The organism is Listeria sp. LM90SB2 (assembly GCF_028867355.1).
GTDB classification, from domain to species: domain Bacteria; phylum Bacillota; class Bacilli; order Lactobacillales; family Listeriaceae; genus Listeria; species Listeria monocytogenes_B.
This window is the reverse complement of record NZ_CP046449.1, coordinates 1,458,001-1,481,275: the sequence shown is the minus strand read 5'-3', so window position 1 is coordinate 1,481,275 and position 23,275 is coordinate 1,458,001. Positions and strand designations below refer to the sequence as shown.

Genomic DNA, 23,275 nt, shown 5'->3' with positions numbered 1-23,275 from the left:
AAAAACCGAGTAACTCCCTTAAATAAAGGAGTTGCTCGGTTTTTAGCTTCCGCCATTTTTTAAGTGAGCTAGCCGTTGACGTCTTTTTTCAGCCATGTACTTATTCTTCATTTTGGGAAGAATACGCTCAAAGTCCTTATTATGCGCACGTTTCCAAGTAGTTTTATCTGCCGCATCAAACTGCTCCAAAAACAATAGCACTTCACGAACAAGTTGTGTTGGCGTACTTGCTCCGGCTGTAACTGCTACTTTTTTTGCGTCTTTGATCCACTCTATATCTAATTCCGTAATATCGGCAATTCGGTACGCCTTTGTGCCAGCTTTCTCTATCGAAACTTGGGCTAAACGAGCAGTATTATTACTTCTAGGATCGCCGACAACAATAGTTAGATCAGCACCTTTGGCTTGTACTGCAACAGCTTCTTGCCGCACTTGAGTGGCCATACATATTTCTTGATGTTGAATAGCTTTCGGGAATTTTTCTTTTATATAATCCATTAAATCAGCGACATCCCATTTGCTCATCGTTGTTTGGTTCGTCACAAAAATGTTATCGGAAAGTAATGAAAGAGCATCAATGTCTGCTTTTGTTTCTACTAGGTGAACAACATCAGGCGCTGTTCCGTATGCGCCTTCTGGTTCAGGATGTCCTTTTTTTCCTATATAAATAATTTCATAGCCAGCCGCTTGTTTTTCTAAAATTAAATTATAGGTATGAAGTACATCTGGGCAGGATGCGTCGATTGTCGTTAAGCCTTTTGCTGCTGCCTTCGCTTTGACAGAAGGAGAGACACCATGTGCGGTAAATATAACCGTTCCAGTGGTTATTTTATCTAAAATTTCTTCTCGATTAGCGCCATCTACTGTATAAATACCAATGGATTCAAATGCATCAGTAACATGTTTATTATGAACAATCATACCTAAAATATGAATTGGTCGAGGCAAGTTCGGATCAAGTGATGCATTTTTAGCAATCACCATCGCATCGATGACTCCGTAGCAATAACCACGAGGAGATATTTTGATAATTTCCATTCGAAAACATCCTCATTTCTGTTTTAGATTCTTTATTTAGTATAATAGACTTAGCCTGTTTTGACAAAGTTGTCTTAACACGCGCACGAATGTCCAATTATGTGCTATAATGGCTACTAGGTATAGAACGGAGTGGAAATATTTTATGACGAAGAAATCAAGGTTTGACCAATTTGGCTTTCAACCTTTTATTGGACTTGCAATAGATAAATTAGGATTCTATGAGCCAACAGAAGTACAACAGAAGCTAATTCCAGGCATTTTAAAAGGGGAAAGTATCATTGGCCAATCTCAAACAGGTACAGGGAAAACCCATACTTTTATTTTGCCAATTATTAACAATGTGAATCCTGAAAAAGAGGCAGTACAAGCAGTTATTACGGCACCAAGTCGTGAGCTTGCTACTCAAATTTATAATGAAATTCGCAAAGTAACCAAATACAGTGAAAAAGAAATCGCTGTACAACTTGTTATTGGTGGCACAGACAAACAACGTGCGATTGATAAACTGAAAAAGCAACCACAAATCATTGTCGGAACGCCTGGTCGTATCAATGACTTAATTCGTGAGCAAGCGTTATTTGTTCATACTGCTAAAACATTAGTTATTGACGAAGCAGATATGACACTTGATATGGGCTTCTTAAACGATGTCGACCATATTGCTGGAAAAATGCCGGCTAATTTACAAATGCTTGTTTTTTCCGCTACAATTCCGCAAAAATTAAAACCATTTTTAAGCAAATATATGGAAAATCCACGTTATGAGCATATTCAGCCAAAAGTGGCTGCTTCAAAAACAGTGGAACATCGCATTATGGCCACTCGTAGCCGTAATAAACTTGATTTACTTAAAAATGTTTTAGTTGGTTCACAGCCTTATTTAGCGATTGTTTTTACAAATACAAAAACAACAGCTGATGAAGTAGCAAACGGTTTAATCGAACGTGGGCTAAAAGTAGCGAAAATCCATGGTGATGTAAACCCTCGTGAACGTAAACGGACGATGAAACAAATCGAAAACTTAGATTATCAATATGTTGTTGCGACAGATTTAGCTGCTCGTGGTATTGATATTCAAGGAATTAGTCATGTCGTGAACTATGAGTTGCCCGATGACTTAGATTTCTACATTCACCGTACTGGTCGTACTGGTCGTGCCGGACATTCTGGTATTGCACTTACATTATTTGAACCAGCTGATGAAGACCGCTTAAACCAATTAGAAAAAATGGGAATCGAATTTAAGCACGTTGACTGGAAAAATAAAGAATTTGTTACACTTGAAGACCGCAACCGCCGTGCCAAACGTGAAGCGAAACGCGAAACAGCTGACCCTCGTGAAATCGGTATGCGTAAAAAAGCAAAACAAAAAGGTAAACCAAACTATAAAAAGAAAATTAACTACAAAATGAACGAAATCAAACGTCGTGAAAGACGGAAAAAACGATAAGTGAGGAATGAATTTATGCTAAGATTAGGTTCTCATGTATCAATGAGTGGTAAGAAAATGCTTCTTGGCGCAAGTGAAGAGGCAGCTTCTTATGGCTCAAATACGTTTATGATTTATACTGGCGCTCCGCAAAACACGCGTAGAAAGCCAATTGAAGAATTGAATATTGAAGCCGGCTTAGAACACATGAAAGCACATGATATGGCTGACATCGTCGTTCACGCGCCGTATATCATCAATATTGGCAATTCAGTGAAGCCAGAAACCTTTGAACTAGGTGTTAATTTCTTGCAATCTGAAATTGAACGTACGCGTGCGCTTGGTGCCAAGCAAATCGTACTTCATCCTGGCGCTCATGTTGGCGAAGGGGCAGACAAAGGGATTAAACAAATTATCCAAGGTCTTAACGAAGCATTAATACATGATCAAGATGTACAAATTGCTTTAGAAACAATGGCTGGAAAAGGTTCTGAATGCGGACGTACTTTTGAAGAAATTGCTCAAATTATTGATGGCGTAACGCATAATGAATTATTATCCGTTACTTTCGATACTTGTCACACACATGATGCTGGTTACGATATTGTAAATGATTTTGACGGGGTGTTAAATGAATTCGATAAAATTATCGGTGTTGATCGCTTAAAAGTGTTACATATCAATGATAGCAAGAACGAACGTGGTGCACATAAAGACCGACACGCTAACATTGGTTTCGGTCACATTGGCTTTGACGCACTTCATTATATTGTGCATCATCCGCAATTAGCGGACGTCCCGAAAATCCTTGAAACACCTTATGTTGGTGAAGATAAGGCATCGAAAAAAGCACCATATAAATGGGAAATCGCGATGTTAAGAAATGGCGAATTTGACCCAGATTTATTAAATAAAATCCAAAATAGTTAAAAAGGAGACGAAAATAATGACAAAAACACTTGTATTCGGTCATAAAAATCCAGATACAGATACGATTTGTTCTGCCATTAGTTACGCAGAATTAAAAAAAGCACAAGGAGCAGATATTGAAGCGGTTCGTTTAGGAGAGCTTAATAGTGAAACAGCTTTTGTTCTTGATTATTTCCAAGTAACAGCTCCACGCCTAGTTCAAACAGTTGCAAATGAAGTTTCTGAAGTTGCACTTGTTGATCATAATGAACGCCAACAAAGCGTAGACGATATTGACGATGTAACAGTTACAGCTGTAGTTGACCATCACCGTATCGCAAACTTCGAAACATCTGACCCACTTTATTACCGTGCTGAACCAGTTGGATGTACAACAACAATTCTTCTAAAAATGTTCCGCGAAAATGAAGTAGAAGTAAGTAAAACAGTTGCAGGTCTAATGCTTTCCGCAATTATTTCAGACACACTTCTTTTTCAATCGCCAACGTGCACGCAAGAAGACAAAGTAGCTGCTCAAAAATTGGCGCAGATTGCAGATGTTGATATTCAATCGTACGGCATGGAAATGCTAAAAGCAGGAGCAGATGTTAGCAAAAAAACAGTAGCTGAACTCCTACTTGATGCGAAAGAATTTAACATGAACGATAACAAAGTAGAAATTGCTCAAATCAATGTAGTGGACGTAAACGATGTGCTTAGCCGTCGCGCAGAAGTGGAAGCACTTATGACGCAAAATATTGTGGATAAAGGGCTTGATTTATATCTATTCGTCATCACTAATATCCTTACTAATGACTCTGTTGGAATCGCTATTGGTTCAAAAACAGCAGTCGTAGAAGAAGCATACGGTGTTAAATTTGTTGAAAACCAAGCACCACTTAAAGGCGTTGTATCTCGTAAAAAACAAGTTGTTCCAATTTTAACGGACACATTTGCTAAATAATTATATTAACCTGGAAAAGCTAAGCAACTTTTCCAGGTTTTCTTGTCTAATTTTTTAATTCGAAGTAATTACGATTTACATTTTCTCTATTATTTTATATACTAGTAAAAGCGGCTAGCAAATGCTGTCAAAGGAGAAACATGAATGAACAAAATCATAGAAGTAAATAATGTAAGCTATCATTATGATAAAGAACATGCCTTAGAAAACATTCATTTTCAAGTTGCAAAAGGCAGTTTTACTGGTTTAATTGGCCCTAATGGTTCAGGTAAATCAACTATGTTAAAGCTAATTCTTGGTGTACTCAAAAAACAACAAGGAAGCATCTCCTTATTTGGAGAAAAACAAGCAGATTTCAAAGACTGGGTCAAAATCGGCTTCGTTTCTCAAAAATCGAACGCCTTTAACTCCGCATTCCCAGCCACTGTGAAAGAAGTTGTCGCAAGCGGATTAACAAAGAAAAAAGGCTTATTTAAAACATTAAACAATAAAGATAAAGAAGACATCGATTACGCTTTAAAGCGAGTAGAAATGACAGATTATCTGCATCGCAACATCGGGGAGCTCTCTGGTGGCCAACAGCAACGCGTTTTTATTGCACGTGCGCTAGTTAGCAGACCAGAACTTTTAATTCTAGATGAGCCAACCGTTGGAGTGGATGTCGAAAATGTCAAAGCTTTTTATGAACTTTTGGCCGAATTAAACCGGACAGAAGAAATGACACTTCTACTCGTGACACATGATTTGATGGCAGTGAATACGTATGTCAATCATGTTATTAGCATTAATAAGCGTATTATTTTTGACGGTTCCGCACATGAATATCAACATTATTTGGCTGACCGCGAACTTGAAATATTAGCAGAACAGCGTAGAAGGGAGGATGCTTGCCTTGATTGCGACGCTTCTCCAGTATGATTTTATTCGTAATACATTTATTGTAGGACTTGTGATCGGTATTGTAGCTCCATTACTTGGAAGTTTTATCGTTGTTAGAAAACTTTCTTTAATGGCAGATGCACTGAGTCATGTGACGCTTGGTGGGATTGCAGTAAGTTTATTTTTAAGTAAAACTTATTTACCATTAGCTGCCCTTAATCCGTTATATCTTGGCTTTGGTTTTTCCGTTGTAGGATCTTTATTAATGGAAAAACTTCGCAACGTCTATAAGCATTTTGAGGAACTAGCAATTCCGATTATTATGTCGGCTGGTATGGGTTTCTCTGTTATTTTTATTTCCTTAGCAAATGGCTTTAATACAGATTTGTTTAGTTATTTATTTGGGAGTGTTAGTGCTGTTAGCCGCACGGATATGATTACAATTGTCGTTACTGCGATTATTGTATTTATCGTTATTTTATCTTTATATAAAGAACTATTTCTGTTATCATTTGATGAAGAATATGCCAAAGTTTCAGGTCTAAAAGCCAAAGTATTCGATGTTATATTTATGGTATTAGTCGCTCTTGTAATAGCGTCTTCTATGCGAATCGTTGGTATTTTACTTGTTTCGTCTTTAATGACATTGCCTGTTGCAGCAGCTATTCGTATTGCTAAAGGATTTAAACAAACCATTTTATTATCGATTTTATTTGGTGAAATTGCCGTTATCGGTGGTCTGTTTACCGCTTATTATTTAAATCTAGCGCCTGGTGGAGCTATTGTTATTATATCCGTGCTACTTTTAATCGTCACCATTTTATATCAAAAAATACGTCAAAAAATCTTAATTTCAAAACGAGGTGAGGAAAATGGGACTTACAGCAACTGAAGCACTCATGAAAATGAAGGAAAAAGGCTATAAACACACAGATAAACGTGAATTTCTAATTAACTTACTAGCGAGGAAAAATAAATATTTGACGGCAAAAGATGTCTTAGAAAATATGAAAGATGATTTCCCGGGAATAAGTTTTGATACTATTTACCGCAATCTCTCTTTATTTGTAGAATTAGGTATTTTTGAAGAAACAGATCTTTCTGGTGAACGCAATTTCCGTTTAGCTTGTACACACGAGCATCACCATCATCATTTTATTTGCATGAAATGTGGGAAAACAAAAGAAATTATGATGTGCCCAATGGATTTTTTAACCGAAGCTTTACCTGGTTACCAAATTGACGGTCATAAATTCGAGGTTTACGGCGAATGTCCAGAATGTTTACAAGCCTCTTAATAGCAAAAGGTCCGAATTCCGGGCCTTTTTTATTTTATGCGTAATGTTCACAGTTATTTCATATTTGTTTCTTATTCTGGACACTTTTTATCGCTAAAGTAAGAAGTAGCCGAAAGACGAAGGAGAGGAACAGTTTGACAAAATTAAAAAAAGTGATGATTTCCGTAATAGCAGCTACATTACTACTACTCGCTGGTTGTGGAAGCAGTGCTGTTGTTAAAACAGATGCAGGAAGTGTCACACAAGATGAGCTTTACGAAGCAATGAAAACGACTTATGGAAATGAGGTCGTGCAACAACTTACTTTCAAAAAAATCTTAGAAGATAAATACACCGTAACAGAAAAAGAAGTAAATGCAGAATACAAGAAATATGAAGAACAATACGGTGACTCTTTTGAATCAACGTTATCCTCTAATAATTTAACAAAAACTTCTTTCAAAGAAAATTTAGAGTATAATTTACTTGTTCAAAAAGCAACAGAAGCAAACATGAATGTAAGTGAAAGCAAGCTAAAAACCTACTACAAAACTTGGGAACCAGATATTACTGTGCGCCATATTTTAGTAGACGATGAAGCTACAGCGAAAGAAATTCAAACGAAATTAAAAAATGGTGAAAAATTCACTGATTTAGCTAAAGAATATTCTACAGATACAGCAACTAGTACAAATGGTGGGCTTTTAGATCCATTTGGTCCCGGTGAAATGGACGAAACATTTGAAAAAGCAGCCTATGCATTAGAAAATAAAGATGATGTAAGTGGCATTGTGAAATCTACCTACGGATATCACTTGATCCAATTAGTGAAGAAAACAGAAAAAGGCACTTACGCTAAAGAAAAAGCAAACGTAAAAGCCGCATATATTGAATCTCAATTAACCACAGAAAATATGACAGCTGCACTCAAAAAAGAGTTAAAAGCTGCTAATATTGATATTAAAGATAGTGATTTAAAAGATGCATTTGCAGATTACACAAGTACATCTTCAACAAGTTCCACAACAACATCTAACTAATATTACTTCGGATCCACCTATACAAAAAGCCCTTTACTGGTTTTGATTCCCGTCAAAAACACACTCCAGTAAAGGGCTTTTCTATGCAAATAAACGAATCATTGCCATGGAAATAATTCCAATAATAACAATCCACATTAAATTTTTAGTCAAAATAGCTGTTAGAATGGTAGGAAGTGATGCGAGTAAATTCTCTATATTAATTCCTGGAAAACCATTTTCCCTTGTAATTAATAAACTTTGAACGAACAGCGCAGTGAGGATACAAAGGGGGACATACGATAAATAACGAATCACTACATCTGGAAGCTGTAATTTACGCACAAATATAAACGGCAAGACACGCGGTATAAACGTCACAAGTCCACATCCAACAATGACAAATAAAGTATAGGAACTTAACGCCATCTTTCTATAATCACTCCCATCAAACATCCGAGTAAGGTTGCAGTTAAAATAGCTAGTTCTGGCGTCATCACACGCATAAAGAGAATTAAAAATACAGCGACTAGTATCATGACGAACAAACTCGTACTTATTTTTTTGCTTTTATCACTCACTACTTGTAAATATAGCAAACCGATAAACATTGCAGACAACGCAAAGTCTAAACCAAATTGTTCTGGATTTGGGAGCCAGTTGCCAATAAATGCCCCAACGATACAAGCGACAATCCATGCCAAGTAGGCAGTTACATTTATTCCGTGCATCCATTTAGCACTAACAGGTTTTTTATTACCAATCTGATTCATCGAAACCCCAAACGTTTCATCCGTCAGAAGGGCACCAATCCCAATATTATTCCACAAAGAATACTTCTTAAAATGAGGAGCTTCCGCCATACTCATTAAAAAATGCCTTGAATTAATTAAAAAAGTAGTAAAAATGATTGCTGATATCGGACTTTGTAGTAATAACAAACCAGAAATAATAAATTGCGCCGCACCTGCATAAACAATAATCGCAAGTAGCGTCACTTCTAAAAGGCTTAAATGGGATGCTTTTCCTACTACTCCTGCAGCGATACCAATCCCAGCATAACCAAGGACGGTAGGAAGGCAGGCTCTAACACCATCATAAAAACTAAGCTCATTTTCTTTTTCCAACAAAAATCCCCCTTGAAACAAAAACCCCGATACGATTATCTAAGGCTTTCCAAATCTGTTTTCTTTTCAAAATATTCTTCTGCCAAAATATCAATTTCTTTCTTAAGTTCTTCTACCATAATGGCTTCTGGTACTTTTCGGATGATTTTACCATGTCTAAAAAGAAGGCCTTCTCCATTTGAACCAGCAATTCCGATATCTGCTTCGCGAGCTTCTCCGGGACCGTTGACCGCACAGCCAAGCACGGCTACTTTAATCGGAGCTTTAATCGTTGCTATGTAATTTTCCACTTCATTAGCGATACGAATCAAATCAATCTCTATTCGACCGCAAGTAGGGCAGGAGATAAGCATGGCGGCATTCGAGGAAAGGCCAAACGATTTTAAAACCTCCCGGGCCACTTTTATCTCTTCCACAGGATCAGCACTCAAAGATACCCGTAATGTATTTCCAATGCCCAAACTGAGTATCGCTCCTAAACCAGCAGCACTTTTTATTCCTCCAGCAAACTGCGTACCAGATTCTGTAATTCCAAGATGTAGAGGATAATTAAATGCGCGACTAGCTTTATCATAAGCTTCAATTGCTAAATTCACATCAGAAGCTTTCAAAGAAACAATGATATCATAAAAATCTAAATCTTCGAGAATTTTAATATGGGCAAGTGCACTTTCTACCATTCCTTCAGCAGTAGGGTAACCGTATTTTTGAATAATTTTCTTTTCTAAACTACCAGCATTAACCCCAATACGGATTGGAATATTTTTTGCTTTAGCAGCATTAACCACTTTTTCCACTCGATCACGGCGACCGATGTTACCAGGATTAATCCGGATTTTGTCAACACCTGCATCAATAGCTTTAAGTGCTAGTCGGTAATCAAAATGAATATCTGCCACAAGAGGAATATGAATCCTTTTCTTGATGGCACTAAGAGCATTGGCTGCACGCTCATCAGGACAAGCAACTCGCACAATCTGACAACCCACCTCTTCTAATCGGTGAATTTCCGCTACTGTTGCTTCGACATCATGTGTCTTTGTAGTAGTCATGCTTTGGATAGTTAATTCCTCACTACCACCAATAGTTAAATTACCTACTTGGACTGGCCGAGTGTTTTCGCGAAAGATTCTTTCATTCAAAGAGACCGCTCCTTTAGACTAGCTTTTATTTTTTATCATACCATTTTCATGAAACAAAATCACGTGAATGATGCCACAAAAAAGCCACCTGCGTGAGCAAGTGGCTATCATTTATTTCTCTAAAATTGTAGGCTCGCTTGGAGGAATTGAACGAATCGCAAGGAAAACAAAAATCATACTCACGACCATATTAATTTCCATTCCAAAAGGAACAATAATTTGTAAAGCTTCCATAATCATAGTGAAAACTGCTGCCAGGGTAATACTGTAAGAAGCAATCATCCAATTTTGGCGGAAGGCGATACCAGTTCGGCCAAATCCAGAAAGGATAAATCCGAAAAGTGCATACAGTGCTACTCGGAAGAAGACCGAGCCTAACGTAAAGATAAAGAGCACTAGTAAAGCAATTGGAATAAAGTATTTAGCTAAAGACTCAATCGAATTATATAAATGAACTAAATCTGACTTATCACTAATTCCTGCTGTGTCATAACTAACAGATTGCGAAACACCAGCTGCAGTAATATAAATACTATCTGAAAGAAAAGCTACCGCGCTATCATAAGAAGCGATTTTATTATCTACATCATCCTTATCCAGTGTTCCAGAAGCATCAAAATAAATATGTAGTTCATCTTGATCAATCGAGATAGGTATATTCTTTGCATTTTTATCTGTTAACACTAATTTGCCATCAGTCACTTTAAAATCGGGGATTTCATTGGTGATAGTTTCTTCGCCAACTTTAAGTGCATTTTTTGTTGTAATGTTTGTAAAATATGCTAATGGAAGGAATGTTACAAATGATAAAACAATAATGTACACGATACTTTTCCTAATTTTATCATTTCGAAACGATGCTATATCCGCAGGGGAGTATAAACTCTTCCAGAAGCGTTTAAAAATATTCATTCTTTTTTCAACACCTCGCCTAATGGTTTAACTTTTGAGTTTCAGGGAAAAAGATACATGTATGTGCAAAAGAACGTACTTTTTCCACCTAAACTTAATCATAGCTCGAAATGGTTGCAAAATCAATGTTGAAACATCACTGAGCAGAAAAATTGCAAGCATTTCAGGAGCATGGTAGGCTAAATGGTGTAAGAAGAAACTGTTTTTAAGGTTGATAGTAGTTCTATTGAAATAGGACATGAAACTTTTGCCTTATACGTCATTTCTTTTCACGTAAAAACAATACAAGGAGGAATTTTTAATGACTTACGAATTACCTAAATTACCTTATACTTATGATGCTTTGGAGCCGAATTTTGATAAAGAAACTATGGAAATTCACTATACAAAGCACCACAATACTTATGTGACAAAACTAAATGAAGCGGTTGCTGGTCATCCTGAACTTGCAAGCAAATCTGTGGAAGAATTAGTAGCTAACTTAGATAGCGTTCCTGAAGATATTCGCGGCGCTGTCCGTAACCACGGTGGCGGTCATGCTAACCATACATTATTCTGGTCTATTCTTAGCCCAAATGGTGGCGGCGCTCCAACTGGTAATTTAAAAGCAGCAATCGAAAGCGAATTCGGTACTTTTGACGAATTTAAAGAAAAATTCAATGCAGCTGCTGCAGCACGTTTTGGTTCTGGCTGGGCTTGGCTAGTAGTTAATGATGGCAAATTAGAAATCGTTTCTACAGCTAACCAAGATTCTCCACTAAGCGATGGCAAAACACCTGTTCTTGGCTTAGATGTTTGGGAACATGCTTACTACCTTAAATTCCAAAATCGTCGTCCTGAATATATCGACACATTTTGGAATGTTATTAACTGGGATGAAGCTAACAAACGTTTTGACGCAGCTAAATAATAATCACAAGACTCACTTCGGTGGGTCTTTTTTTATTTCTAATGAATTTCTAATGAACTTACAGTGGAAAAATCATGTTATTTCAGCTACAATAGGGAAAGGTATTATTGAAAAGTGAGGTAACTATGCGTGAAACTAAATTTTAGAAAAAAGAAAAAAGATTCCACTAAGAAGAAACGCGCCATCATTCCACTACGTTTAAATATTCTATTCTTTATTATTTTTATATTATTCTCCGTGTTAATTTTACGTCTTGGTATTGTTCAAATTGTGCAAGGGGATACGTACAAACGTCAATTAGAAGAAACAGATAACGTAACAGTTTCCAAAAACGTACCACGTGGTAGCATTTATGACCGAAATTACAATTTGCTGGTTGGTAATTCAGCGGTTAAATCTATTACTTACACACGTAGTCAACAAACACAGACTGCAGAAACTCTACATGTAGCCCAAACATTAGAAAAGCTAATTACTGTCGAGCCTGAAAAGTTAACTGACCGTGATTTGAAAGATTACTGGATTTTAACGCATCAAACCGAATCGCTAAACCGCTTATCAGCGAAAGAACAAGCGCTTGATTCATCTAAAGCCTACAAAATCCAAGTTGACAAAGTGACAAAAGAAGATATCGCTAGCTTGACCAGTGAAGACTTAAAAGTAGCAACCATCTATAAGAAAATGACAACTGGATATGCTATGACTGAATCTGTTGTGAAAAATAAAGATGTAACAGACGAAGAAATCGCACGTGTCAGTGAAAATATGGACAGTTTACCTGGTGTAGATACTACTACAGACTGGAATCGTTATTACACATATGATGAAACTTTACGCTCAATTTTAGGTTCTGTTTCCACAGCTAAAGAAGGTCTACCAAAAGACAAAGCGGAATACTACTTATCTCAAGGATATAGTCGTAATGATCGCGTTGGTAAAAGCTATCTAGAAGCTCAATATGAAAGTGTGCTCGCTGGATCAAAATCTCAATCAGAAAGCGTACTTGATTCTAAAGGTAATATTATTGAAACTGTCAACAAATACGAAGGCTCCAAAGGGAAAGATTTAGTTCTTTCTGTTGATGTTGAATTTCAAAAAGCAGTAGAAGAAATTCTCAAAAAAAACATCAAACAAGGTAAACAATATGCTGGTTCAGATTTATTTGACCGCGCATTCGTTGTTGCCATGGATCCATATTCCGGAGAAGTCCTTGCACTAGCAGGACAGAAACTAAATGACAAGGGTGAGTTTGAAGATTATTCCCTTGGTACATTTACAACTGCCTACGCAATGGGCTCTGCTGTCAAAGGTTCTACTATCCTTGGTGGTATTATGGACGGTGCTATTACAAACAAAACTGTTTTCACTGACCAACCAATTGTACTAAAAGGAACAAAACCAAAGAGCTCATGGTTTAACAGAACCGGAGCTGGTAATAGACCACTTGATCCTGTAGGAGCTTTAGAAATTTCTTCTAACTCCTATATGTACCAAGTTGCAATGAAAATGGGTGGCGCAAACTATGTACCAAACGGACCTCTTAGAGCACCACTTAGCACCTTTGACGATATGCGTTACTACTACAACCAATTCGGTCTAGGTGTAAAAACTGGCATCGACCTTCCAGGTGAACAAACTGGTTATAAAGGGGACGACCAAACAATCGGTAAAATTCTCGATTTCGCTATCGGACAATATGACTCCTACACACCACTTCAAATGGCTCAATATGTTTCTACTATTGCCAATGGGGGCTCAAGAATCGCTCCTAGTATGGTAAAAGAAATTAGAAATCCAAGTACTAATGGTGACTCTGTCGGAACACTTGCAACAGCTAATGAACCAAAAGTATTAAATAAAATCGGTGTTTCTGAAAGTGATATCAAAACAGTACAACAAGGCTTCTATGAAGTAACACATGGTTCAACAGGTACCGCAAGAACTGTTTTCACTTCAAGTGATTACGATGTCGCTGGTAAAACAGGCACCGCAGATGCGTTCTATGATGGACCAAAAGAAGGTAACAAAATGGCCAGTGTTTGGAATACAACATTCGTCGGTTATGCGCCAGTGGAAAAACCGGAAATAGCAATTTCCGTTGTTGTTCCTTGGATTTATCGTCCATATGGTACGGACCAAAAAACAAATATGAAAATCTCCAAAGAAGTATTCGACAAATACTTCGAACTTAAAAAAGAACGCTCTGAATCGAAAAAAGATATTTCAAAAGTAGAACAACCAATTAACAACAAAGAAGCTGCTGCGAAAGCACAATCAGAACAAACCGAAAATTAATCAAAAACCACTTTCATTTATTTGGAAGTGGTTTTTTTATTTCAAACTAACAAACAATTTAAAAAAATAGTTGCTAATGCGTAGAAAAAACTGCGAAAAGGCTTTGTTTATGGTATGATAAAGTAAGTGTAAAATTAACCAGATTTCTGTTTTTAGGCAGGAATACGAGGATTAAATTGAAGGAGGAATTGTAAACTATGACAAAAAGCTATCATGTCGCAGTTGTAGGTGCAACTGGTGCAGTTGGTACCCAAATGATTGAATTACTAGAAGAGGCGGCGACTTTTAAGATAAAGCAAGTTTCATTCTTGTCTTCTATTCGTTCTGCTGGAAAAAAACTATCCTTCCGCGGTGAAGAAGTAACTATTCAAGAAGCCACACCTGAAAGTTTTGAAGGCGTAGATATCGCTTTATTTAGCGCTGGTGGTTCTGTATCGAAAGCACTTGCGAAAGAAGCAGTTAAACGTGGAGCTATCGTTATTGATAACACGAGTGCATATCGTATGGATCCAACAGTTCCTTTAGTCGTTCCAGAAGTGAATGAAAAAGCACTTTTCTCACATAAGGGTATTATTGCTAATCCTAACTGTTCCACTATTCAGATGGTAGCAGCCCTCGAACCGATTCGAGAAGCATTCGGCTTAAATCGTATTATTGTTTCCACTTATCAAGCTGTTTCTGGCTCTGGTGTAAGCGCGATTCAAGAATTAAAAGATGGTAGCAGAGCAGTTTTAGATAACAAAGAATTCACTCCACAAATCATGCCCGTTAAAGGGGACAAAAAACATTATCCAATTGCTTTTAATGCATTGCCACAAATTGACGTTTTCACAGAGAATGACTATACATACGAAGAAATGAAAATGATCAATGAAACAAAAAAAATCATGGAAGACAACACAATAAAAGTTTCTGCTACGTGCGTTCGTATCCCAGTAGTTAGCGGACACTCTGAAAGTGTTTATATCGAAGTGGATAAAGAAGGCATAACTGCTAAAGAAATCCAAAATGAACTAAAAAACGCACCTGGTATTGTCCTAGAAGATGACCCAGCAAATCAAGTTTACCCACAAGCTGTTCAAGCTGCAGGTAAGAAGGAAGTCTTCGTTGGTCGTATTCGTGCTGACATTGACGATCCTAAAGGTTTTCATATGTGGATTGTTTCTGACAACTTACTAAAAGGTGCCGCATGGAATTCGATTCAAATAGCTGAAAGTTTAGTTAAACTAGCGATTATTTAGAGGTGTAAGTAATGAAAATTATTGTCCAAAAATTTGGCGGAACATCCGTACAAAATGAAAAATCACGTTTGATGGCATTCAATCATATCAAACAAGTACTAAAAGAAGGATATAAAGTTGTTGTTGTCGTTTCAGCCATTGGTAGATACGGAGATCCTTATGCGACAGACACACTATTAGAACTTATTGGTGCTAAAAATACAAAGCTAACAGCAAGAGAACAAGATACTTTACTCTCTGTAGGCGAAACTATTTCAGCATCTGTATTTACCAATATGTTAAAAGAAGCAAATATTAAAGCAGAGGCGTTTTCTGGTGGTCAAGCAGGCATCATTACATCAGACGACCATTTAAATGCAAAAATCACAGAAGTGGATACAGCTCGTTTGAAAGATGCATTAACGAACCTTGATGTAGCTGTAGTTGCTGGCTTCCAAGGTATTACTGCAAATGGGGATATTTCCACATTAGGACGCGGAGGAAGTGATACATCCGCAGCGGCTCTAGGAGTTTCGTTACAAGCAGACTATATTGATATCTTTACAGATGTAGATGGAATGATGACAGCCGATCCACGTATTGTAGAACACGCACGTTCACTACCACGAGTAAGTTACAACGAAGTAAGCAATATGGCGTATCAAGGTGCAAAAGTGATCCATCCACGTGCAGTTGAGATAGCGATGACTGCAAAAATACCAATGCGAATCCGTTCTACTTATTTGGAAAGCACTGGAACACTTGTTACTTCATTAACCAATGATTCAGATCATTTTGACGTGAAAGAACGAATAGTAACCGGTGTAGCACATGTAACCAATTTAACACAAATATCCGTACAAACAGATACGGTAAAAGCGCAACAACTCGCTTTTAAAATATTAGCAGATGCAGGAATCAGCCTTGATTTCATTAACATCTCTACCAACTCTGTCATTTTTACGGTGCCAGAAGAAAAATCTCATGTAGTAAAACAACTATTAGAAGATGCAGACTTACAAACAACTGTACGACAAGCTTGTGCGAAAGTTTCTATTGTTGGCGCCGGAATCACAGGCGTTCCCGGTGTTACTGCAAAAATCGTTGGCGCATTATCTGAAAAAAATATCCCTATTTTACAATCAGCGGATAGTCATACTACTATTTGGGTATTAGTAAAAGAAGAGGACTTAATTTCAGCAGTCAATGCCCTTCATGACGTATTTTGTTTGGAAATTAAGTAAGGAGGAAATGAAAGATGGATTTAGGGAAAGTAATTACAGCAATGGTGACACCAATTCACCCAGAGAAAGATAAAGTATGCAAAAAAAGAATTCATCATCTCGTGAATCACTTAATCAAAAATGGCTCAGACGGTTTAGTAATCGCTGGAACAACTGGCGAATCTCCAACTTTATCCCATGATGAAAAAATAAAATTATTCCGCCAAGTAATTGAAACAAATGACGGACGTGCAAAATTAATTGCTGGAACAGGCTCCAATAACACAGCTGAAACAATTGCTTTTACAAAAGAAGTTGCTGAACTCGGTGGAATTGACGCTGTTTTAATCGTTGCACCGTATTACAATAAACCAAATCAAGATGGGTTATACGCGCACTTTGCTGCGGTTTCTGAAGCTTCTGATTTACCTGTAGTTATCTATAATATTCCGGGTCGTAGTGTTGTTAATATCGAGCCAGAAACAATTATCCGCCTAGCAAAATTACCTAATATTGTTGGTGTAAAAGAATCTAGCGGTAACTTGGATAATATAAGTAAAATCATTGCTGAAACCTCAGACGATTTCCAAGTATACAGTGGGGATGATAGCTTAACTTTACCAATCCTTGCAGTTGGTGGAAACGGCGTTATTTCTGTTGCTAGCCATGTTGTAGGAAATGAAATGCAAGAAATGATTCAAGCATTTGAGCGTGGAGAAGTTCAAAAAGCTGCTCAAATCCACCGAGAATTATTGCCACTCATGAACGGTTTATTCTCTGTACCAAACCCAGCACCGACAAAATATTTACTCAATCAACAAGGCATTAGCGTTGGGCCTGTAAGACTACCACTTGTAGATTTGAATGCTGAACAAGGAACGAAATTACAAGCTATATTAGAAGGACTTTCTAAATAGTTCAAAGGAGGTCTACGCTTTGACAATAAAAAAAGCGAAAAACATAAAAATCATTCCACTCGGCGGTGTCGATGAAAGTGGCAAAAATTTATATGTAGTAGAAATAGACGAAGATATCTTTATATTAGATGCGGGCTTAATGTTCCCAGAAAATGAATTACTAGGAATTGATATTGTTATTCCAGATTTCAAATATTTAGAAGAAAATAAAGATCGTGTAAAAGCTGTTTTCCTAACACACGGTCACGAAGATGCAATTGGAGCATTGCCATACTTGCTTCAAAAAATCAAAGCACCAGTTTATGGTACAGAATTAACGATAGCACTGGCAAAATCAGCACTTAAAGAACACCGTAAACTACGCTTCAAGAATTTCCATGTCGTTAACGAAGAAACAACTTTATCCTTTTCAAAAATTGATGTTTCCTTTTTCCATACAACGCACACTATTCCTGATTCTGTTGGGATTGTTCTTGAAACAAGCGAAGGATCTATTGTTTATACAGGGGATTTCAAATTCGATCAATCAGCGAAGGACGGCTATGCTTCTGATTTAAGCCACATTGCAGAATTTGGCGAAAAAGGGGTACTAGCTTTACTTTCAGATAGTTCAGAGGCTGAGCACCCTGGAACAACGTCTAGCGATAGTTTAATTGAAGAAGAAATTAGACATGCGTTCCGAATGGCAGACGGCAGAATTATCGTCGCTTGTGTAGCTTCTAATTTAATTCGCTTACAACAAGTACTCGATGCATCCGTTGCAACCAAACGTAAAGTCGCTATTGTTGGTAAAGAATTAGAGCGCGTTTTCGAAATTGCTGGCAGTTTAGGTAAAATCGTCATTGAAGAAGACTTAATTGTTCCGTTAAAAGAACTTAAAAAATATAGCGATGACGAAATTACTATTATTGAAACAGGTAATCTAGGAGAACCAATTCAATCATTACAATTAATGACTAAAGGAAATCATCCACAATTCAACATCAAACCTGGTGATACTGTTTACATTACGACGACGCCATCACCATCTCTTGAAACAATGATGGCTAAAACAATGGATATGCTCTATAAAGCAGGTGCGAAAGTGCTAACTATGAGCAATAATCTATTCATCTCTGGTCATGCAAGTCAAGAAGACTTAAAATTAATGATTAACTTATTAAAACCAAGATATTTTGTTCCAGTTCACGGAGAATATCGCATGTTAATCAGTCACGCTAAATTAGCTCATGAAGTTGGTATGGCAAAATCAGAAGTATTTATCGTAGGTAAAGGTGAAATTTTAGAATATAAAAATGATAAAATGACAGCTGGTAATCGCGTATACTCTGGTAATACTTTAATTGATGGTTTAGGTGTTGGTGATGTTGGTAACATCGTGCTACGCGACCGTAAATTGCTCTCAGAAGACGGGATTTTCATTGTTGTAGTAACACTTAATCGTAAATCAAAAACCATTACTTCAGGACCAGAAATCATTTCACGTGGCTTTATTTATGTGAGAGAATCAGAACATTTGATTGAAGAATCTTCCAAAGTTGTTACAAAAATTGTTGAAAAAAATCTTCAAGAAACCGGCTTTGAATGGGCGAAATTAAAACAAGACATTCGTGACCAATTAAATCGCTACTTATTTGAACAAACAAAACGACGTCCAATGATTTTACCAATTATTATGGAAGTCTAGAATGAACTGCTGCACATTCGTGTGTGGCAGTTTTTTTCGTTTGAAAGTGAAATCAGACGGGAAAACAAGCTAGGAAGGAGTGATTTAAATGGCAAAATTTACATATGATGTAGTAATAATCGGAAGTGGCGCAAGTGGTACAACGGTAGCATTTGAAGCACAGGCAGCTGGATTAAAAGTAGCAATTGTAGAGGAGCGGAGTTGGGGTGGAACGTGTGTCCTCAGAGGATGCGACCCTAAAAAAGTTCTCGTCGGAGCAAGAGAAGCAAGAAATCTTTCTACCAGACTTCGTGGCAAAGGTATTAAGCAAGCAGCGACAATTAGCTGGACAGATTTAATGGCATTTAAAGAAACTTTTGTTGAGAATGTGCCAGAAAGTCGTTTGGAAAACTTTCAAGAAGCCGGGATTGAAACATTCTTTGGTGCAGCTAGTTTCCAAGATTCCCATTCCTTACAAGTCGGCGATGATTTAATACAAGCTAATAAAATTGTCATCGCAACAGGAGCAACACCAAGCACGTTAAAAGTAGAAGGGCAAGAATACATTCAAACCAGTGATGATTTTTTATCACTTGAAAAACTCCCTGATTCTGTCGTGTTTATTGGTGGTGGCTATATTTCATTTGAATTTGCTTCCATAGCACTCGCAGCAGGCAGAGAAGTGCATATTATCCATCATAATAGTGAACCTTTAAAGAAATTTGATTCTGATTTTGTGGCGGCATTAGTTACCCATATGAAAGAAGAAGGTATCCATTTCCATTTTGACACAGATATTACGAAGGTTGAAAATAAAGGGGAAAAACTGCATATTCATGGCAAAGATGGATTTTCATTACAGACAGATTTAATTATTGGGGCAACTGGTAGAAAACCAAATATCGCGCATTTATCATTGGAAAATGCCAACATTGACTACACTAAAAAAGGCATTATCGTTAATGAAAAACTTCAAACCACTAATAACCCTCATATCTACGCATGTGGCGATGTCGCGGCAACAAAAGGAGCACCTTTAACACCCGTTGTCAGCATGGAAGCAGCATTTGTTGCTAAAAATGTCATTGGCGGCGACGAAAAAATGATTTATCCAGCAATACCAAGCGTCGTTTTTACGAGCCCCAAACTGGCAAGCATTGGTATAAGCGCAGAAGAAGCAAAAGCGCATCCAGAAAAATATCAAATTAAAAATCACGACACAACAAATTGGTATACTTATAAACGAACCAATGAACAAATTGCGCTCGCAAAAATCATTGAAGATAGAGAGTCGGGGCAAATCAAAGGCGCTCATTTTCTTAGTGAAGAAGCAGATTATATGATAAATTACGTTGCCATCTTAATGAAAGCTAATCTAACTTTGGCTGATTTACAATCTGTTATATTTGCCTATCCATCTCCAGCAAGTGACTTAACTGCTTTGAACTAGAGGCTAAATATGTTATAGTGAGGGAGAAATTCGCATAAAAGGAGCAAATAAGATGGAAATTTGGATCATTGCCGGAATATGTGCTTTCTTAATTTTTATCGCAGGTATCGTAATTTTATTTTTCCCAGCCAGACGGAAGATTGGAGCTATTTTAACTAGTGCAGGGATGTTATTAATGGTTGGCTCCATTATTGGTATCATTGTTAGTTTTTCACATTATCAGCAAGTACAAAATGATGTGTTTAATTATTCTTCTAAAGGAACAAGTCAAGCTACCCCAGAAGAAACGAAGACGTATAAAGTTAACTTTGAAGATTCCGCAGATAATATTAAGAAAAAAATCACTACTGTGACGGTCGAAAAAAAAGAAACTTATTCAACATCCGCAAGTAAGCCAGTAGACGGTAGTATTACTATCGCTTTAGAAATTACCAACAATGCAGTTAAAACTCTCGAAACCTATCCAAACCAAGGACAACTAGAGGCAAACAAGTTAGATTTAAATGGAGGAGACGCTGTTTTATCTAATTTTGATACAACTGAAATTAAGCCTGGCGAAACTGCCAAAGGAAAAATCGTTTTTCCCGTAGATAATTTAGACAAAGTTTCTGATATTTCATGGATTTCTTATAGTTTTCTAAGCTATCTGAAAGATTCATCCACACCAATCACGACAGAAACTGGCAAAATCGAACTAAAATAAAAACAATATCCCGAAAATGGGATATTGTTTTTTTGTCATTATTCTGCTACGTTCATTACTTCTTTTAGATACTCATCATAAGAAATTTCTTTATTGTAAAATTGGTCTTTTGATAAGTTAATGATGCGCGTTGCGATTGTTTGTAATAACTGATGATCATGAGAAGCAAAAATCATTGCGCCTTTAAATGCTTCCAAGCCGTTATTCAATGCTGTAATGGATTCTAAGTCCAAGTGGTTAGTAGGTTCGTCTAGTAAAAGAACGTTAGAACCTGAAAGCATCATTTTGGATAACATACAACGAACTTTTTCTCCACCAGATAAGACGCGTACTTTTTTAAGTACTTCATCGCCACTGAATAGCATACGACCAAGGAAGCCGCGTAAGAATGCTTCACTGTCATCTTCTGGAGAGAATTGACGTAACCATTCTACAAGACTCATGTCGTTTTCTTCAAAGAACTCTGAGTTATCTTTCGGGAAATAGCTTTGGCTTGTTGTAATTCCCCATTTATAACTACCCTCATCAGGTTCCATTTCACCAGCAAGGATTTGGAAAAGAACTGTTTTAGCAACCTCATCATCGCCAACTAAAGCAACTTTGTCATTTCGATTAATCGAGAAAGAAAGATTATCAAGAATCTTCACACCATCGATTGTTTTAGACAAGTTTGTTACTGTTAGAAGGTCATTTCCAACTTCACGGTCTGGTTTGAACTGAATGAAAGGGTAACGACGACTAGAAGGTTGAATATCTTCCAGCGTGATTTTTTCGAGCATTTTTTTACGACTTGTTGCTTGTTTTGATTTCGATGCGTTCGCACTGAAACGAGCAATAAAGTCTTGTAATTCTTTCATTTTTTCTTCTTTTTTCTTGTTACGATCGCCCATCATTGTTTGAGCTAATTGGCTTGATTCATACCAGAAATCATAGTTTCCGACATATAATTTAATTTTGCTGAAATCAAGATCCGCAATGTGCGTACACACTTTATTTAAGAAGTGACGGTCATGGGATACTACGATAACAGTATTATCAAAGTTGATTAAAAATTCTTCTAACCAGTGAATCGCACGGATGTCAAGGTGGTTGGTAGGCTCATCCAGAAGTAAGATATCTGGTTTACCGAATAAAGCTTGTGCAAGAAGCACTTTCACTTTTTCTCCACCAGTTAAATCTTTCATAAGTTTTCCGTGTAAGTCAGTAGGGATACCTAGTCCGTTTAATAAAACAGCAGCGTCAGATTCTGCTTCCCAACCATCTAATTCAGCAAATTCGCCTTCTAGTTCTGCAGCGCGGATACCATCTTCATCACTGAAATCTTCTTTCATATAAATGGCATTTTTTTCGTCCATAATTTTGTATAGACGTTCATGTCCCATGATTACTGTGTTAAGAACTAGTTCATTATCATACTGAAAATGATCTTGGCGAAGGACAGCTAGACGCTCACCTGAACCAATATGCACATTACCACTTTGTGAATCAAGCTCGCCAGAAAGCACTTTTAGGAACGTTGATTTACCAGCACCATTCGCTCCAATAAGACCATAACAGTTACCTGGTAAAAATTTAATCGAAACATCTTCAAATAGCTTTTTATCGCCGTAGCGTAAGCCAACATTATTTACAGTTAACATTTTCTTCCTCCAATACTAAGTTACTTCTTCTTGAAATCAGAAAAAGCACAATTACTACTATTTTAACATGGTTAGTGTAGCAAAGAAAGCATACACACATAAATAAATGTTATAATATCAAAATAAGGAGGAGAGCCGGATGAATTACGAACAAATTTTACAAGAAAAAGTCGCGCTTTGTCTGACTTTGCAAGCTGCCAAAGAAACATTTCCGTTTGATAAAAAAACGCACGCTTTAACAGTTGGTGGGAAGATATTTGCGCTCATACATATGTATCACGGGGATTTATATGTTAGCGTTAAATGTCAGCCTGAAAGAATTGATTTGTTGCGTGATGAATATTTGAGCATAAAACCAGGTTACCATTTAAATAAAAAGCATTGGATTACACTTGTAATAAATGAAAATTACGATGTGGAAGCAGAAACTGAATTTGCCTTAATCAAAAATAGTTATCAGCTTATTTTTGATAAACTACCGAAAAAAGCACAAAATACTGTAAAATTTTCTGCAAATGATTAAAGAAAACAAATAATTCTTTACAAAAAAGA

The 23,275-nt window shown here is 37.0% G+C and carries 22 protein-coding genes; 16 read left to right on the top strand and 6 right to left on the bottom strand.

From position 1 onward, the window contains the following. Window positions 1–42 precede the first annotated feature (42 nt). Window positions 43–1,038 (bottom strand): 4-hydroxy-3-methylbut-2-enyl diphosphate reductase, encoded by a 996-nt coding sequence (locus GL301_RS07365; protein ID WP_003725393.1) that lies wholly within the window; start codon window positions 1,036–1,038, stop codon window positions 43–45. 145 nt (window positions 1,039–1,183) lie between these two features. Between GL301_RS07365 and cshB the strand changes: the two genes are divergently transcribed. The 7 genes from cshB to GL301_RS07330 all read left to right on the top strand — a co-directional run bounded on the left by cshB (window position 1,184) and on the right by GL301_RS07330 (window position 7,539). Continuing rightward, window positions 1,184–2,491 (top strand): DEAD-box ATP-dependent RNA helicase CshB, encoded by a 1,308-nt coding sequence (gene cshB / locus GL301_RS07360; RefSeq protein WP_003725392.1) that lies wholly within the window; start codon window positions 1,184–1,186, stop codon window positions 2,489–2,491. A 15-nt stretch (window positions 2,492–2,506) separates the two neighbouring features. Then, on the top strand, window positions 2,507–3,400 hold the full coding sequence (locus tag GL301_RS07355; RefSeq protein WP_003725391.1) for a deoxyribonuclease IV: 894 nt from the start codon (window positions 2,507–2,509) through the stop codon (window positions 3,398–3,400). 16 nt (window positions 3,401–3,416) lie between these two features. Beyond that, entirely contained in the window at window positions 3,417–4,343 is a 927-nt protein-coding gene (locus GL301_RS07350; protein ID WP_003725390.1) for a manganese-dependent inorganic pyrophosphatase, read from the top strand. A gap of 144 nt (window positions 4,344–4,487) precedes the next feature. Continuing rightward, window positions 4,488–5,261 (top strand): zinc ABC transporter ATP-binding protein ZurA, encoded by a 774-nt coding sequence (zurA, locus tag GL301_RS07345; protein WP_003725389.1) that lies wholly within the window; start codon window positions 4,488–4,490, stop codon window positions 5,259–5,261. Continuing rightward, window positions 5,236–6,114: a zinc ABC transporter permease ZurM gene (gene zurM / locus GL301_RS07340; protein WP_003740994.1), complete on the top strand. Its 879-nt coding sequence runs from the start codon at window positions 5,236–5,238 to the stop codon at window positions 6,112–6,114. The genes zurA and zurM overlap by 26 nt, the downstream gene beginning before the upstream one ends. Beyond that, window positions 6,095–6,520 carry a transcriptional regulator ZurR gene (zurR, locus tag GL301_RS07335; RefSeq protein WP_003721950.1) on the top strand — a complete coding sequence of 142 codons (426 nt, stop codon included), beginning with the start codon at window positions 6,095–6,097 and terminating at the stop codon, window positions 6,518–6,520. Before zurM ends, zurR begins: the two co-directional genes overlap by 20 nt. Before the next feature lie 134 nt (window positions 6,521–6,654). Beyond that, entirely contained in the window at window positions 6,655–7,539 is an 885-nt protein-coding gene (locus GL301_RS07330; RefSeq protein WP_003727435.1) for a post-translocation chaperone PrsA1, read from the top strand. Window positions 7,540–7,620: 81 nt separating this feature from the next. Here the strand turns inward: GL301_RS07330 and GL301_RS07325 are convergent, their stop codons facing one another. The 4 genes from GL301_RS07325 to GL301_RS07310 all read right to left on the bottom strand — a co-directional run bounded on the left by GL301_RS07325 (window position 7,621) and on the right by GL301_RS07310 (window position 10,699). Beyond that, complete coding sequence (locus GL301_RS07325; RefSeq protein WP_003725386.1) at window positions 7,621–7,947, bottom strand: AzlD domain-containing protein; 327 nt, start codon at window positions 7,945–7,947, stop codon at window positions 7,621–7,623. Continuing rightward, window positions 7,938–8,645 (bottom strand): AzlC family ABC transporter permease, encoded by a 708-nt coding sequence (locus tag GL301_RS07320; protein ID WP_003731380.1) that lies wholly within the window; start codon window positions 8,643–8,645, stop codon window positions 7,938–7,940. The genes GL301_RS07325 and GL301_RS07320 overlap by 10 nt, the downstream gene beginning before the upstream one ends. A gap of 35 nt (window positions 8,646–8,680) precedes the next feature. Beyond that, entirely contained in the window at window positions 8,681–9,787 is a 1,107-nt protein-coding gene (ispG, locus tag GL301_RS07315; RefSeq protein ID WP_003734589.1) for a flavodoxin-dependent (E)-4-hydroxy-3-methylbut-2-enyl-diphosphate synthase, read from the bottom strand. A 111-nt stretch (window positions 9,788–9,898) separates the two neighbouring features. Beyond that, complete coding sequence (locus tag GL301_RS07310; protein WP_003727438.1) at window positions 9,899–10,699, bottom strand: DUF1189 domain-containing protein; 801 nt, start codon at window positions 10,697–10,699, stop codon at window positions 9,899–9,901. A gap of 301 nt (window positions 10,700–11,000) precedes the next feature. Here GL301_RS07310 and GL301_RS07305 point away from each other — a divergent pair, with 301 nt between their 5' ends. The 8 genes from GL301_RS07305 (at window position 11,001) to GL301_RS07270 (ending at window position 21,083) form a co-directional block, all read left to right on the top strand. Beyond that, entirely contained in the window at window positions 11,001–11,609 is a 609-nt protein-coding gene (locus tag GL301_RS07305) for a superoxide dismutase (RefSeq protein ID WP_003725382.1), read from the top strand. A gap of 129 nt (window positions 11,610–11,738) precedes the next feature. Then, window positions 11,739–13,904, top strand: coding sequence for a peptidoglycan D,D-transpeptidase FtsI family protein (locus tag GL301_RS07300; RefSeq protein WP_070008157.1), 2,166 nt, complete (start codon window positions 11,739–11,741; stop codon window positions 13,902–13,904). 197 nt (window positions 13,905–14,101) lie between these two features. After that, on the top strand, window positions 14,102–15,145 hold the full coding sequence (locus tag GL301_RS07295) for an aspartate-semialdehyde dehydrogenase (protein ID WP_003725380.1): 1,044 nt from the start codon (window positions 14,102–14,104) through the stop codon (window positions 15,143–15,145). Window positions 15,146–15,156: 11 nt separating this feature from the next. Further along, a complete protein-coding gene (gene dapG, locus GL301_RS07290; RefSeq protein WP_003727440.1) occupies window positions 15,157–16,368 on the top strand; it encodes an aspartate kinase in 1,212 nt (403 codons plus the stop codon). Between the two features lie 14 nt (window positions 16,369–16,382). After that, the gene (dapA, locus tag GL301_RS07285; RefSeq protein ID WP_003725378.1) at window positions 16,383–17,264 is read left to right on the top strand and encodes a 4-hydroxy-tetrahydrodipicolinate synthase; all 882 of its coding nucleotides are present in this window, start codon (window positions 16,383–16,385) and stop codon (window positions 17,262–17,264) included. Between the two features lie 19 nt (window positions 17,265–17,283). Continuing rightward, window positions 17,284–18,951 carry a ribonuclease J gene (locus GL301_RS07280; protein ID WP_070008156.1) on the top strand — a complete coding sequence of 556 codons (1,668 nt, stop codon included), beginning with the start codon at window positions 17,284–17,286 and terminating at the stop codon, window positions 18,949–18,951. Window positions 18,952–19,039: 88 nt separating this feature from the next. Then, complete coding sequence (locus GL301_RS07275; RefSeq protein WP_003727441.1) at window positions 19,040–20,380, top strand: dihydrolipoyl dehydrogenase family protein; 1,341 nt, start codon at window positions 19,040–19,042, stop codon at window positions 20,378–20,380. Window positions 20,381–20,432: 52 nt separating this feature from the next. After that, entirely contained in the window at window positions 20,433–21,083 is a 651-nt protein-coding gene (locus GL301_RS07270; protein ID WP_003725375.1) for a hypothetical protein, read from the top strand. A gap of 38 nt (window positions 21,084–21,121) precedes the next feature. On the opposite strand, the gene GL301_RS07265 is transcribed toward GL301_RS07270, so the two are convergent. Further along, the gene (locus tag GL301_RS07265; RefSeq protein WP_003725374.1) at window positions 21,122–22,723 is read right to left on the bottom strand and encodes an ABC-F family ATP-binding cassette domain-containing protein; all 1,602 of its coding nucleotides are present in this window, start codon (window positions 22,721–22,723) and stop codon (window positions 21,122–21,124) included. A gap of 139 nt (window positions 22,724–22,862) precedes the next feature. On the opposite strand from GL301_RS07265, the gene GL301_RS07260 reads away from it, so the two are divergent. Continuing rightward, window positions 22,863–23,246, top strand: a complete 384-nt coding sequence (locus GL301_RS07260) for an MmcQ/YjbR family DNA-binding protein (protein WP_003725373.1) — start codon at window positions 22,863–22,865, stop codon at window positions 23,244–23,246. The last annotated feature ends 29 nt before the right edge of the window (window positions 23,247–23,275 follow it).